Annotated in this window: 9 protein-coding genes; all 9 read right to left on the minus strand. The window is 54.5% G+C overall.

The genetic code is table 11. The features are described 5' to 3' along the window. Positions 1-3: 3 nt before the first annotated feature. The 9 genes from CCY01nite_RS20690 to CCY01nite_RS20730 all read right to left on the minus strand — a co-directional run bounded on the left by CCY01nite_RS20690 (position 4) and on the right by CCY01nite_RS20730 (position 14,352). The gene (locus tag CCY01nite_RS20690; protein WP_146865788.1) at positions 4-3,552 is read right to left on the minus strand and encodes a SusC/RagA family TonB-linked outer membrane protein; all 3,549 of its coding nucleotides are present in this window, start codon (positions 3,550-3,552) and stop codon (positions 4-6) included. Between the two features lie 300 nt (positions 3,553-3,852). After that, the gene (locus tag CCY01nite_RS20695; RefSeq protein ID WP_146865790.1) at positions 3,853-4,998 is read right to left on the minus strand and encodes a FecR family protein; all 1,146 of its coding nucleotides are present in this window, start codon (positions 4,996-4,998) and stop codon (positions 3,853-3,855) included. Between the two features lie 91 nt (positions 4,999-5,089). Beyond that, complete coding sequence (locus CCY01nite_RS20700) at positions 5,090-5,677, minus strand: RNA polymerase sigma factor (protein WP_186831184.1); 588 nt, start codon at positions 5,675-5,677, stop codon at positions 5,090-5,092. 64 nt (positions 5,678-5,741) lie between these two features. After that, positions 5,742-7,196: a family 43 glycosylhydrolase gene (locus CCY01nite_RS20705; protein WP_146865794.1), complete on the minus strand. Its 1,455-nt coding sequence runs from the start codon at positions 7,194-7,196 to the stop codon at positions 5,742-5,744. A 148-nt stretch (positions 7,197-7,344) separates the two neighbouring features. Continuing rightward, a complete protein-coding gene (locus tag CCY01nite_RS20710) occupies positions 7,345-8,667 on the minus strand; it encodes a MutS-related protein (protein ID WP_146865796.1) in 1,323 nt (440 codons plus the stop codon). Next, positions 8,664-10,013 (minus strand): MutS-related protein, encoded by a 1,350-nt coding sequence (locus CCY01nite_RS20715; protein ID WP_146865798.1) that lies wholly within the window; start codon positions 10,011-10,013, stop codon positions 8,664-8,666. Before CCY01nite_RS20715 ends, CCY01nite_RS20710 begins: the two co-directional genes overlap by 4 nt. A 10-nt stretch (positions 10,014-10,023) precedes the next feature. Then, positions 10,024-12,324 (minus strand): Gldg family protein, encoded by a 2,301-nt coding sequence (locus tag CCY01nite_RS20720; RefSeq protein ID WP_146865800.1) that lies wholly within the window; start codon positions 12,322-12,324, stop codon positions 10,024-10,026. A 22-nt stretch (positions 12,325-12,346) separates the two neighbouring features. Then, entirely contained in the window at positions 12,347-13,276 is a 930-nt protein-coding gene (locus tag CCY01nite_RS20725; protein ID WP_146865802.1) for an ABC transporter ATP-binding protein, read from the minus strand. Positions 13,277-13,419: 143 nt separating this feature from the next. Beyond that, positions 13,420-14,352 (minus strand): hypothetical protein, encoded by a 933-nt coding sequence (locus tag CCY01nite_RS20730; protein ID WP_146865804.1) that lies wholly within the window; start codon positions 14,350-14,352, stop codon positions 13,420-13,422. Positions 14,353-14,420 lie beyond the last annotated feature (68 nt).

Consider the following 14,420-nt stretch of genomic DNA (forward strand, 5'->3'; position numbering starts at 1 on the left):
TGATTACAGCCCGAGTTGCAGGCTCCACACATAATTGGGTCTAACGTACCCGCCCATCAGGTATTTGGCATTCTTGTCGGCTGCGATGGTGAATGCGTTCTCCACGTTGAACTGGATGCGTGCGCTTCGCATGAAAGCCTGCCGGATAAAGCGTTCGGGTAGATTGTACGCCAGCGAGATGTTCCGCATGCGGATGTTGGACGCATTCAGCACGTTGATGGACGCATTGCTGTACATGGTATATGTATCGGAGCTGAAAGCTGGATCTTCCGAGAAGATGGCCCTCGGCACATCGGTCGTCGCTTCGTCGCCGGGCTTGCGCCAGCGGTTGGCGATGTCTTTGTTCACGGCGCCGAACTGCGTCATGTAGCTGAACATATTGGAATTGTAGGCATTGCCGAGCATGGGAAGAAAAGTGTTCCGCATTTTGTGCCCGCCCTCGTAAGTCAGCAGGAACGCGAAAGTAAAGTTCTTATAATCGAGGGAGCTGCTGAACGATCCGCTGTAGGTGGGCACGGTGGTACCGAGGTATTTGATGGCGTCCAGCTCGCTGGGTGAAAAGGTTGCGATGCCTCCTTTTTCATCATACACCTGCGGCAGACCTTCCGCGCTGAGGCCCGCCCATTCATAGCCGTAGAGGGCCTGGTAGGGATTGCCCACGCGGGGGTAAGCCTGCGGATAATCCAGCTGAAGGAAATACACCGGCGCTTCCACATTCACATACGTCACTTTGTTTTTGTTGTAGGCGAAGAGGCCGGTGAGGTTCCATTTCCAGTTTTTGGAACGGACGATATCCGCGCTGATGGTGGTTTCCAGGCCGTGGTTGGTCATTTCACCGTTATTGATCTCGTAGGTGGAGTAGCCGAACCCTTCGGTGGGTACGCCCATGGTATTCGCCAGCAGGTCTTTACCCTGTTTGCGGTAGTAATCCACAGAGCCCGTGATCCGGTTATCGTACATCGTAACGTCCACGCCTATATTGCCGGTGAAAGTACGTTCCCAAGACAATAAAGGGTTGGGCCTGGAACTGATGCTGCCCTGGATGCCGCCTACCTGGAAGTTCGGGCTGTAATATGCGGTCATGTACGGCGCGGCGTTTTTGGAAATATTACCGCCCACGCCGTATGAACCGCGCAGCTTCAGGAAGGTCACGAAGCCGGGCGTGAAGAAGGATTCGCGGTAGATGTTCCAGCCGAGGCCGGCAGACCAGAGCGGCTTGTTCTGATATTCGGAGTTGGTGCCCCAGAGGTTCGAACGGTCCCAGCGGAGGCTGCCTGTCACGAGATATTTGTCATCATAAGAATATCCCACATTACCGTAAAACGATACGAAGCGGTTGATGATCTCCCGGTCGAAACCCATGTCGCTGGCGGAGAAAGTGCCGTTGAAGAACGTTCCCTGCGGATTGGCCAGCGCTTTCGCATTGATCAGATCATAAGACAGCACATGCGGGTCGTAATTATATTGCGTCTGGTCGTTCAGTTCCAGCTTCATGCTCTTCGTTTCCGAGCCGAGGATCGCTGTGATGTTGTGATGCTGACCGAAACGTTTGTCGAAATTCAGCTGCTGGCGGAAGTTGTATGCCGTGTTCAACTGGTTCTCGCGGTTGTAGATGTTGCCATAGGGCAGCAGGTAAAAGAGCCCCTCGTCCGCCGTGTATCCCGCAAAACTGTTGACGCGGTTGCGCACGTAATAGCTGTTCTTGTCGTACAGGGTATTCGTGCGCATGTTGTTGTTCTCGTACTGGAAAGACACCTGGTAGTTCAGCCACTTCGCGAACTTCACGTCCAGCTTCGCGTAGCTGCGGCTCATGAAGCTGTTGATGTTCTCGATGTTGCGCCCGATCTCGTCCAGCGGCGTAATGTCCATATTGTAGAGGCCGTACTGGTTGATGATCGACAGGGTGTTCGAGTTGAGGCGTCGGTCGGCCGTCATGGTAAAGTTGGCGCCGTCTTCATTTTTCAGATAGTCATACGGCATCACATTGTAGCCGGGTGACATCGGATCATACATTTGCCTTTTGCCGTCGGTGTAAAGCAGGTACGTGCTTACTTCAAAATCCAGCCAGGGCGTGAAATGCGCGGTATTGCGGACGTTCAGGCCGAGCGATTTGTTACCGGAATATTTATCTTCCTGTGCGTTGTTCCAGTAAGTGGCGGAAGCGTAGAATGCATTCCTGTCGCTGGCGGCCGCTACGTTCACGTTGTATTGCTGCAGGAGGGTATTGCGTTTGGCATACTCCGCCACATCGTTGTAATACTTATATCCTTGTCCCGCCAGGCTGTTCAGCCGCGCGTCCAGTTCCTGCTGGTCGATATTGCCCGCATAGAAATTGAGATAGGCATCGGCGCCCCGGTTGATGTACACCTTGTTGTCCAGCAGCGATTGCGCGTAAGCAGTTGCGCCGGCGCCCTGGAAATTCGGGTTGCTGGCCGCCCATTCCTTTTCCAGCTCAAGGATCTCGGCGGAATTGGTGAGGTTGCCGGTATAATAATTAAAGGGCCGGTAGGTAAGGGTGGAGGATGCGTTTACCTGTGGACGGCCTTTTCTTGCTTTTTTAGTAATGATCACCACCACGCCGTTGGCCGCGCGGGCGCCGTAGATGGAAGCGGCCGCGGCGTCTTTCAGCACGGTGATCTTTTCAATGTCTTCCAGGTTGAGGCCGGGAAGGTTTTCCTGGAGGGAGTTGCCGGCGAAGGTGGTGTTCTCCACCGGGAAACCGTCGATCACGTAGAGCGGGTTGGTAACGCCGTTCATGGACGTGGTGCCGCGGATCAGCCCGTTGTTGTAACCCGCCACGCGCCCTTCCAGCAGGGAATTCAGGCTGCTGAGGCGCTGCTGCTTCAGGGAAGAGGCGGTCACGGTGGCGAAAGCGCCGGTAGAGCGCTCCTTGCTGAGCGTCTGGTAGCCGGTGGCGTAGTTGTTGACGGTAATTGCTTCGAGGGAATCTACCATCATGGTGAGCAACACTTCGAAGTTCACGGACGCATCGTCGCCGGGCAGGCGTTTTACATCCGGTATGGCTTTGCCGGATATAAGCCGGGCGATGGAGATTTCCTTCACCTGGAAACCGATGGAGGAGATCTGCAGTACAGCATCTTCCGGCACCGCGGCCAGGGTAAACATCCCTTCACTGCTGGTGGAAGCGCCGGCCTGCGTACCTTTCACGCGGATAGAAGCGCCCGGCAGCGGCTCCCGCTCCTGGGTATAGACGATGCCAGACACCTTCACGTCCCGCGCCGCCTCCTGCTGGTCCGCCGGTTTGCCGGAGAGGAAAATGGTTTCCACGGAAATGCGGTAGTTGAGCGACCGGTCTTTCAGCACTTTGTCCAGGAACTCGCCGAGCGGCATGTTTTTGGCGGAAATGCTCACCGGTTCTTTATCGCGGATCAGCTGTTTGTTGTACATCACCACATAACCCGCCTGTTCTTTGATAACGGAAAATACTTTTTCCAGCGGCACGTTGTTGCCGGAGAAAGTGATGTGCTGGGAACGGACGTTCCCCGAAACGTGCAGGCATACAGCCAGAAGCAGAAAGCTCGCAATTTTCATGATACGCAGCATTTGTTGAAATTGCCGCCGTGCCGCGCTGTGTGGTAGAGATACTGAATCGTTCCTTCTACATACATCGGTTAAGGGATAGCTGAACCGGCCCTTAACGGGCACGCGCCACCGCTTGCAAATAGCAGTTTTTTGCATAAATTGCAATGTTTGGTTTGGTTGTTAAACGTATTACTGTACGGCATTATAATCTTGCTGAACGCCAGCCGGGAGTGACCCCATCACTTCCGGTTTTTTATTCGGCAAGACTTTTGTTTTTCGGGCAACGCGCAGGGACAAAATGGACCGGCCTCAGGGTAAAACTACCAGCCGCCGGTTTGTATCGATCCTGAATTTCACGTTAGCGTCCTGCAGGCCGAGGAGCACGTTGGACAGGGGTTCGTTCCTGCCCATTTCGCCACCGAACATGATATCCGGTATTCCTTTCTGGTAGACGATCTCCAGATCGTACCACCTGGCCAGCTCGCGCATCACTGCATCCAGTTTTTTATTGTCGAAATTGAACAATCCGTTCTTCCAGGCTATGGATGCTTCGGCATCAGCCACATTGCTTTTCTGCAGCTGTGTTCCGTTCATCACCGCCTGCTGGCCGGGAAGGAGAACGGTTTGTTTTCCGCTTACTTCCACCGACAATTTGCCTTCCAGCAGGGTAGCCACGGCGCCCGGTTCATCCGGGTACGCCTTGATGTTGAAGCGTGTTCCCAGCACCCGGAGCGATGACCGTTCCGGTACATGCACGATAAAGGGCATGGCTTTGTTTTGGGCCACTTCGAAATAGGCTTCGCCGGTTACCGTGACCGGCCTTACGGTTCCGGTGAACGCCACCGGGAAGCGGATACTGCTGGCGGAGTTGAGCCATACCTTCGATCCGTCGGGCAGCAGCAGCCTGAACTGCCTGCCGCGCGGGATGGTGATGGTATTGAACTCCGCTGCTTCCTTCCTGTGTGCGCCGGCGTCATACGCCAGTTCTCCCTTGCCGAGGGTCAGCCTGCTGCCGCTTTGCCGGGCTATTTCGCCCTGGCGGGTGCTGTCCAGCGGGATCACGGAGCCGTCGGCCAGCGTCAGGATAGCGCCTTCGTGGCCCGGCTGTACGTCCGGCTGCGCGGGCGCTTGCACAACGGGGGCGGTTTGTACGGCGGGTTGCCGCGTCAGCCAGAAGGCGGTTCCCGCCCCCAGAAGACATATCACCGCCGCCGCCCAGCCCCAGCGGCGGAAAAAGGGCCTTACCACCGGTTCCTGCGCGGGTATTTCAATCGCTTCCAGTTCCGCCATCTGCTCCATCATCCATTCCTGGTCGGACAAAACCTCCATCAACCGGCGGTTTTCCGGATTTTTCGCGGCCCAGCTTTCCAGGCGCCGCAGCTCTTCTCCGGAGATCTTTCCTTCCAGCTTTTTCAGCAGCAGGCGCTCCAGTTCATTCATTCTTTGCGCATCCATATCGTGGTGGTGGGATGTTATATAAAAGCGATCCCTTTAGTATAACACAACTAAAAGGTCGTTTTAACCAAAAAAGGAGAAATTTTTTTTTCTACAGCAATTTCATAAGCAGGAGTAAGGTCAGGAAGCCCTTTTCGGAGAGCCGGTAGCGTAATAGCTTGATGGCCCTGGCTTTCTGATTCAGGACGGTTTGCGGGGAAATACCCAGCCTTTCCGCGGCTTCGGCGGTACCCAGTTTGTGGATGAAAATAAGCCGGAAAACTTCACCGCATTGCGCGGGTAGGGCGGCCACCTCCTGGTAGATTTCGGCCAGTACTCTCGATTTCAGCATTTCCAGGTCTGCGCTCTCTTCTCCTTCGGGCGTAAGATAGCATAGTTCCTGGTGCGACAGTTCATGCCGGTCGCGGGCCTTTAAATAATTGAAACAGGCGTTGCGGACGCTGACGTATAAAAATGATTTGATATCCGTGAGGTTGGAGAAGTCGTTTTTCTTGCCAAAGAGTTTCACCATGCTGTCCTGCGCAATGTCTTCCGCTTCTCCGGCATGCTCAACGATCCTGCGCGCGAAATACACCAGGCCCTTGTAAAACCTGCTGTACAGCTCCGTTGCCGCCGATCTGTCACCTTCCCGGAACAGCCTTATCAGTTGTTGCTCATTATGTAAGTCGCTGTTATGCAATGTCCGTATAATCCTTCCGTCCCGCAAACTAAAAATAAATTGTCACAAAAATGAGCATTCATCATCACGGCGCCTCGAACTTCCATATCTGCGCGTCCGTACCATTCCAGTTCCAGGACCGCACGTCTGCGCCGGGTGCGGCGCTGCCATCGGCAATATCCATTACATTATTGCTGGACTTCGACATAATACGGTACCAGCCTCCTCCCAGGTCTTCGATCTTCCACAGCTGGCAATCATTGGCAAAAACATCCCAGACCTGGATGTTGGCGCCGCGGTCGATGCCGCATGCATCCAGGTCCAGCGATTTATGGGTGGGCAATTCGGAGATGATCTTGTAGAAACCGTTGTTCTGGTAGGTGATATTCCACTTTTGCCCGTTGCAGGTGGTGCGCGTCCAGGTCCTCACATCCGCATTGCCGGTGGAGCATCCCGCAATATCGAGATACAGGCCGGCGCCGGAAGTGGTGTTGATCTTTGAGCGGATGGCGTACTGCCCGTTGGGTATGGGATTAGGCACATAACAGGGCGTGGTGCCGCTGGTTTGCGTAACGCCCGAGTTGGTGATATTGATGGGCATGATGTTGCCTGCCGCGTCGAAGAACATCCTGTCGATCGCCACCTGCCGCTCATGAATATTGGTGCTGGTGCGTCGGTGATACACAAAGAAATACTCGTCGCTGCAGCCGGGTTTGCGGATCACAGCGTTATGCCCCGGCCCTTTTATGGCGCCCCGTGGGGAAGTGATGCGGCCTTTGTAGGTCCACGGCCCCATGGGGTTGGTGGAAGTGGCGTATTCCACGTGATAGTCATCATTACCGAAATGGTTGATGGAATACATCAGGTAGTAGATACCGTTCCGTTTGATCACGTAGGCGGCCTCGAAGTAGTTGGAGGGCTTGTTGTGCCCACGGGTGCCCGTTAACGATATCATATCGTTATTCAGCCGCTGGATGTTGAAGGTGGTGTTGCCCCAGTACATATAAGCCTGTCCATCCGTATCGATGAATACCATGGGGTCTATCGGATCGGTGCCGTCGCCGGTGGCGAGGGCGCTGCCTTTGTCAACAAAGGGGCCGGTGGGGCTGGTGCTTACCGCTACCCCTATTTTTTTGGCGGCGGTAAAGTAAAAATAGTAGTTACCGTTACGCGCTACCACCGAAGGCGCCCATCCATCCGTATGCGCCCAGCTGACATTCGCCAGGTCCAGCACAATGCCTTCGTCCGTCCAGTTCAGCAGATCGGTGGATGAATACGCATGGAACTGGCTGGCGTTCGGGCCGGTGGCGGTAGGGTAGATGTAGTACTTGCCATTGGCGTAAATGATATCCGGGTCGGCGGTGGGGACGGGCAGGATGGGGTTCCCGCTCATCAGGCCCAGCGCGCTCAGGATGGTGGCGTTGGACTGCAGGGAATCCGGGTTTGAAACCTCCGGCGTGGTTTCTTTTTCCTGGCATGCTGTAAGGGTTAATGTGGTGATAACTGTAGCGGTCAGTAGTGGAATGAGTTGCTTTTTCATTGGGTTTTGCATTTGGGTTTGTCAAAAAGTGTTCGTGGATCAGGTTAACAATAGTAAGTTAATGAAAAAGCAGGAATTATCACCAACCCGCCGCCGGCAGGGCAACGGGTTTCTTCAGTTAGTTACGCTGATCAGCAGCGCCGCCAGGTCACAGCATATCCAGTATCCCTTCGTTCTCAATAATGATCATGCCCTGCCGGTCGGTGGTAATGCCCTCCTGCAGCTTGTAAGTATATCTTGGTACGTGCCCTTCCATCACCGTAGGCAGAAATACAAAACGGATGGAGGGCACTTCCCGTAATGCCTCTCCGGCTTCAAAGATATGTGTGGAGATGATGAAGAAACATTCCGTAAAGCCTGCAAATGCGGTGGTGACGGACAATGTAGCGTCATAGGCGTCTTTGACGTTGGTGCCTTTGAACAGTTCATCAAAGATGATGAACAGTCTTTTTTCTTCGCTCACGGCTTCCGCGACTGTTTTCACCCGCAGCACCTCCGCATAGAAATGACTGTATCCTTTATGGAGATCATCCGGCACATTCACGGAGGAGTAAATGCCGTCCAGCACGGAAAATTCCAGCACCCGCGCGGCAACGGGAAAGCCCATGTGCGCCAGGTACAGCAGAATGCCGGAGGCTTTCATCAGGGTGGATTTTCCCGCCATGTTCGCGCCGGTAAGGAACATCACATTGCTTTCGTGGCTGAACCCGAAGGAGTTGGGCGTTCCATTGTCCAGCCGCGGATGCCTTACATCTGTTGCTGTGAAGAAATTAGCGCTGCGCGGATGCGCAACGGCGAAGGAGAAATGTTTTTCACGCGCTACCGTACCAACGGCGATGTACACGTCCAGCTCATACGTGGCAGTGATCAGCGCCTGCAGCTGTTCTTTCCACACGCCGGCTACCAGGTAACGCAACTGTGCAGCCTGTGAAAGTGATAGCTCGCTGTTCGCCGGCATGTGCAGGAAAGCGGCGGCCTGTGGATGGCGCAGCACCGGCCCCGCCTTTTCCGCCCAGGCTGCCCATGGCGTGACGGTATGCAGCGCATCCCGTTCCAGGCGTTGCAGCAACTGATCGCATTCGCGCAGCATCAGCAGGCTGGCCTGCAGCCCCTGCTGTTCGCGTTCATACGTTTCATCCTTCGTCAGCATAGCCATGGCCCTGTTCCGCGTCATCCTGACGAGCGAAAGCATGGAGCTTTGTTCGCTGTTCTCTTCCAGGTAAGCCACCATCGCGGAGATAACGTCATGCTGAAATGGAAATTCGGCCGCATGATCGCGGAAATAGCGGAATATGCTGCTTCTGTTGTTGATGGCCTGCTCGTTTGTCAGCGGGTGAAGGAACATCTGGTCCAGCAGCTGTTCTCCGCCTTTTGTTTTTACCCGGTTGAATAGACTGAATATAGACGCGCTGTTGTATTTGCCCAACAGCTGCAGATCGTCGAGCGTTTGCTTGTCCGCAATGAAACTCATGTGCTTTTCTTTTCTGTTTTTTTCCGGGACAGGATGTCCAGTATCCCTTCATTTTTAATGATCACCATACCATGCCTGTCCGCCGTAATGCCTTCCGTAAGCCGGTGCGTGTACACGGGTTTGCCTTCGCTGAGCAACGTAGGCAGGTACATGAACCGGATGTTGCCGCATTTTTCTTTCAGCACTTCGCCCGCTTCAATGATGTGTGTAGATACTACGAACATGCAGTTGCGCCGGCGTGCGATGGCGGACGTAACGGCGATGGTGGCTTCGTAGGCGTCTTTTACGTTCGTACCGCGGAACAGCTCGTCGAAGATCACGAACAGGTACTTATCCCGGCTCAACTCCCGCGCCACGTTCTTGATGCGCAGCACTTCCGCGTAAAAATGGCTGGCGCCCTGGCTGAGGTTATCGGGCAGGTTGATGGTGGTGAAAATGCCGTCCCGCACCGCAAATTCCATCTTCGACGCCGGCACGGGAAATCCCATATGCCCGAGGTACATGGCGATGCCGAGGGATTTCATGAAGGTGGATTTGCCTGCCATGTTGGCCCCTGTAAGGAACAGCACATTGCCTGCCGGCGTGATCTCCAGCGAGTTCTTTACCGGCTTTTCCAGCGAAGGGTGCCAGCAATTTTCGAGCGTCACGGTCTGCTGCTCCTTCGCTACCGCTTTGGGAAAAGCATATCCCCGCGCGCGTGCCGTCCCGGCAACGGATAGCAAAACATCGGCAAGGTAGATGTGATCCAGCAACTGCCGCAGCTTGTTCCGTTCCCGGAAGCGGAGCAACTGGTCGTACACGGAAAGCGTGGCGAAAGAGAATTTCTGTTTCCCGTTTTCCGCCAGTAACGGCTGAAGCGCGGGCGTGGAGAGCAGTTTGTCCATCGCGTCGATTTCTTCATGATACGGCAAGCCTGCCATTCGTTGGCGGGCATCGTTCACGAAAGCGCGCGTTGCCTGCAGGATGCCCATGAGGCCGGCCACACCTTTCTCTATCGTTTTATAATGCGTATCTGCGGCAATGATCTGGTTGAATTTTCTCGCCAGGTTATCTTCCTGGTGGCTGAGCTGCGTGCGTTCATCCGTGTCGGACAAGTAATGTTCCGCGGCATCGAACCAGTGGTTCTCATAAGGAAAAGGTATTGCATGCTCCGCGAAATACCGGATCACGGAGCTGCGGGCATTGATGGCATGCTCGTCCGACAGCGGGCGGCGGAACATATCTTCCAGCAGTTCCGAGCCGCCTTTGGTATGCGTGCGGTTAAACAGGGCATAGATGCCGTCGTTTCCCCCCTTGCCGAAAAGGCGGAGATCGTTGATCGTTTGTTGGTCGGTCATCAGGCTCATAACACGGCTTTTATTTTCTCCGGCGGCGGATCAGCAGGATGGCGCCCGTCAGCAGCATAATGCCCGGCCATATCCACATCAATATTGTTTTGGCCGTTTTTGCGCCGTTTTTCTTCATGTGTATCTGGTTGTCTGTGGGGGCTGGGCGGCTTACGTCTACCGGTACGGTGCCGTAAGACAGCCAGTGGAACATGCCGGGGATGAGGGTGAAGTTGGATGCGCCGTAGCGATGGATCGGCGGCGTCATACCGCCGTTGCTGATGCAATCCGCATCTCCCAGCACCACGATGCGCTGTTCTTTTTTACCTACCTGGCGGGAAAGGCCCATCATGGTTACATACGTGCCCTGCCGCTCGCCGGTAGCCGGGTTGAGACTGGCGGAATCGTTCACGAAGTCGATCGTCTGCAGCTCGTTCCAGGTTTTCATCGTATCGCGGCTGGAAATGATGGGCGTAAATTTGAATCCTTTGTCCGCTGCTTTTTCAAGACCGGCGGAGTTGACCATGCCTACCCATTGGCCGCGTTTGTCCATGTTGTCGAATATCTCCGCCATGGCTTTCCCTTCTTTGGTCGGTACGCAGATCACTACGTTGCCGGCCACGTCCAGCTTGGGCTGCACGAGCTGGCCTGGTACGGTTTTAAGGCCGAACTGCGCAATGAACGCTTCCATGACCGCAGAGCCGGGTTTAAGCGTTACCACCAGGTTGCCGCCCGCGGCGATGTAGGCGTTCAGCTTTTTACTGACATTGGAATCGGGCGCTTCTTTCAGGTCCGCTATCACAATGATGTCCATGTCTTCCGGTATCTGTTTGTCACCGGAAAGATCGAGTGTTTCCACATCGGAGCCCTGGTTGGTGAGCGCATAGCGGAAGGATTTTTCAGAGGAAAAAAGGGTGTAATCCTTTGCACGGTCGCCTTCCATTTTACGGCCGCCCTGCAGGAAGCCGATGCGAGGCAGCTTCATCACCATGCGTTTGAACGCGGCGGTGATCTCCGCTTCACTGGGAAACTTCACCATGTCGTTGTACAGGCGCAGGTAGGATTGCTGCCCGTTCTCTCTTTCCACGATGCGCACAAAGGTGTTGCCTTCCGCGCTGAGGTCGATCTTCTTTTTGATCTCCTCGGGCTTGAGGAAGAGGTCCAGGTCGATATCCAGTATTTCCGCCCTTTTTTTCGCCTGTTCGTCCAGCGGTTCGTCCTTCGGATCTTTCGGGCTTCTGAAAGACGGGTTCACGGATTTATCGTAATAGTATACGTAACGGAGTTTGGTTTCCGGCTTGAAGCGCAGGTAATGGCTGAGCCGGTCTTTATCTTCATTGACCTGTGCGGGCAGGCCGTTGAAAGCCTCGCGGTCGAGCAGGTTCACATAAGTGGTGATGGTGAGCCCGCCGGTCATCTTCCGCACTACTTCCTGGCTCGCCGGCGTGAGCGTATTCCTTTTTGTTTCAGTGGCATCGTAGTAGCTCATCATCTTTGGCCGGGAAGTGATATAACCGAGTGTGAGCGCCACGATCAGGGCCAGCGAATACCTGCTCCATACGGATGCGAAAGATGCATGGGCGCGGCTGGCTTGCAGCCTGAGTACGGCCAATGCGAGGAACAGCGTGATGATGATCAGGAAGTACAACACATCTTCCGAACTGATCAGCCCGGCGATCATGGTGCCGGCGCGGCCTGAGATGGAAAGCCAGTAAGTGAGGTCGCGCACGAATTCAATATCCTGCCATACCTTGCCGATGTAATTCAGCAGCCCCAGCAACACCAGTGTGCCCAGCGCCGCTACTACCGGGTAACCGGTGAGGCAGGACATAAAAAGGCCGATAGCTGAATAGGCGCACATCAGCAGATAAAGGCCCAGCAGCCCGGAGCATGCTTCCTGCCAGCTGAAGTTGTCTATTTTAATTCCTCCCAGCACAACATACACCAGCAGGATGCCGATCAGCACCAGGCTGTACAGCATCATCGCCAGGAATTTCCCGGAAATGATCTGCGTGGAGGTAAGCGGGGAGGAGTACAACAGCTTCACGGAGCCGCTGCTGAGCTCGCGGCTCATCAGGCCCATCGTGAGCAGGGGCATGTAGAGATAAAGATATCCCTGTACGGCGGGGAATAGTGACAACTGCCCGCCGAACAAGCCGTAAGTACCTGCTCCGATGCCGTCTACCAGTTCCTGGTAACGGACCAGCTCCTGCAACCTGCCGCTGAACACAAAGCCCGTCTGAACGGCGAATATCACCAGGATCATCCAGGCAATGGGTGAATAGAATAATGTATAGAGTTCCGCTTTCGCGATCTTATTTATTTGTCTCATGAATGGTGTCTTTTTAAGTACATTATTTAGCGGCCTTCCCGGACAGTCTTGCGAATACCGCATCCAGCGAGCTTTTTTCAACTACGAGTTCCATCAGCCCCCAGCCGCGCTCCACGCTGGCAGCGGCAATGCGCCGGGTGGTGTTCTTGTCGCCGTCGTACCCGAGGCGGAAACGGTATGGGCCGATCTGTTCCACGGAACGCACGCCTTCGAGCTGCCGCAGCGCTTCTTCGGGGGGCGGTTCGTCCAGCGACAGGATCAGGCTGTTGGGCTCGATGTAATTGTCGAACATATCCATCGTACCCGAAAACACCAGCTGCCCCTGGTCGATCATTTTGATCTCCTGGCAGGTGGCCTGCACTTCGGAAAGAATGTGTGTAGAGAGGAGCACGGACCTGTCTTTGGCGATCTCGCGGATGAGATGGCGTACTTCCACGATCTGGTTGGGGTCGAGCCCGTTCGTGGGCTCATCCAGCACCACAAAGCGCGGGCCATGTACGATGGCCTGGGCAATGCCCACACGTTGCTGGTATCCGCCGGAAAGATTGCGCAGCAGGCGGTCCCGGAAATGTAATACGCCGCATCTTTCAGCGGCTTCCGTTACTGCTTTTTTTACCTGCGCTTTATCTACCAGGCGGAGGTGTGCGCAGTAAGTGAGATATTCCTCCACCGTGAAGTCCAGGTGAAGCGGCAGCTTCTGCGGCATAAAGCCGATGTTACGTTTAGCCGTTACCGGATTTTTATCCAGGTCTGTACCATTGATGAACACCTTGCCTTTGGTTTGCTTCAGTACGCCGCAGATAATATTCATGGTGGTGGATTTACCGGCCCCGTTAGAGCCCAGTAATCCTACCACTCCCTGGCTGCGTATCTCGAAACTGATATCCCTCACTGCCCATTGAGCAGTGTAGCGGTGCGACAGATTTTCTACTTTTACGATGGCGTTTTCCATTCAGTAAGTTTGTTTGCGTAATTGTTTGAAGGCATCTCTGAAACAATCATGTCCTTCCTTTATACCTGCCTTCTTCCTGATTATTGATGAATGGCAAAAGAACGCCCCCCGGCGGTTGGCCGGAGGGCGCTCAGGCATCAGGATCAATAAGTGGCGTTGGCGATCGCCCTTACATCCAGCTGATATTTATCCATGAAGTGATCGATCAGGATATCGAACTTCTCTTTGATGAGCGGATAATTGTCCAGGTACGGCGCCATTTCTTCGTCCGTACGCTGCAGCAAATGAAATACAAACGAGTTCAGGTCGTTGCTTTTTCCGTTGGTGACCCAGGAATAGTCGTTAGCCAGCCATTCGAAGGGATTGCCGGTGACGGTGTTGTAAGACGATGGCAGAAACCCTTTCTGGCGGTATGCTTCCAGGTTTTCCGGGTTGGCCGCATTCACCGGCGTGGCGGGTTTGGGAGCGGCATAGTTGCTGACGGTGTAGAACGCCTGCGGAATATCCAGGAACTTGTTGCCGATATAATAATTCCACATCGCCACCATGATCACCTTCTTTTTAGCCAGCTTCTGCTCCGGCGTCATCGTGCGGAGGCCGGCATTCATGCCGCTGAAGGCAAGGGCTTTCCCGATCACTTTAAAATCGAAGTTCAGGTACTCCATACCGGGCGGGTAACCCGGGCGGTACTGCCGGATGCTGTCCATGATAAAAACACGGTAAGGAATACCGCCTTCCTTTTTAAAATCTTCCGGCAGGAATTTCAGCCACACATCGTCCAGGAACGCGAGCATATCGGAGGTGTAGGCGGGGTCGCCCAGCACGGCGGTGTCTATTCTGCCGGCGCCGGTGCTGGTGGATTGTATCCATTCGAAATCTTTCTGCGTAAAGTTGTACAGGAAATACGAGCCGTAGGTATCGTACAGCTGCTGAATTTTATTGTTCGCTTCTTCCGGCGCATCGCCCTGGGGCAGCACGTAGTCCGGTTCTATTCCGATCGGCGGGCCGATGGGCGTATCTTTTTTGCAGGCTGCCAGTAGCAGGCCGGTAAAAGCGAGAAGAAAGATATGTTTCATCTGTCAATATTTATTTTTTTAGCGGTCAGATGGAACGCCCGGAATATCATTCCTGGTGCGCGAAATCC

This window comes from Chitinophaga cymbidii (assembly GCF_007992715.1).
GTDB classification, from domain to species: Bacteria; Bacteroidota; Bacteroidia; order Chitinophagales; family Chitinophagaceae; genus Chitinophaga; species Chitinophaga cymbidii.

Excerpts from the sequence above, each read along its gene's own strand:
- CCY01nite_RS20715 (WP_146865798.1), bottom strand. The coding sequence starts at position 10,013 with ATGAGCCTGATGACCGACCAACAAACGATCAACGATCTCCGCCTTTTC.
- CCY01nite_RS20695 (WP_146865790.1), bottom strand. The coding sequence starts at position 4,998 with ATGGATGCGCAAAGAATGAATGAACTGGAGCGCCTGCTGCTGAAAAAG.
- CCY01nite_RS20705 (WP_146865794.1), bottom strand. The coding sequence starts at position 7,196 with ATGAAAAAGCAACTCATTCCACTACTGACCGCTACAGTTATCACCACA.
- CCY01nite_RS20690 (WP_146865788.1), bottom strand. The coding sequence starts at position 3,552 with ATGAAAATTGCGAGCTTTCTGCTTCTGGCTGTATGCCTGCACGTTTCG.
- CCY01nite_RS20710 (WP_146865796.1), bottom strand. The coding sequence starts at position 8,667 with ATGAGTTTCATTGCGGACAAGCAAACGCTCGACGATCTGCAGCTGTTG.
- CCY01nite_RS20725 (WP_146865802.1), bottom strand. The coding sequence starts at position 13,276 with ATGGAAAACGCCATCGTAAAAGTAGAAAATCTGTCGCACCGCTACACT.
- CCY01nite_RS20720 (WP_146865800.1), bottom strand. The coding sequence starts at position 12,324 with ATGAGACAAATAAATAAGATCGCGAAAGCGGAACTCTATACATTATTC.
- CCY01nite_RS20730 (WP_146865804.1), bottom strand. The coding sequence starts at position 14,352 with ATGAAACATATCTTTCTTCTCGCTTTTACCGGCCTGCTACTGGCAGCC.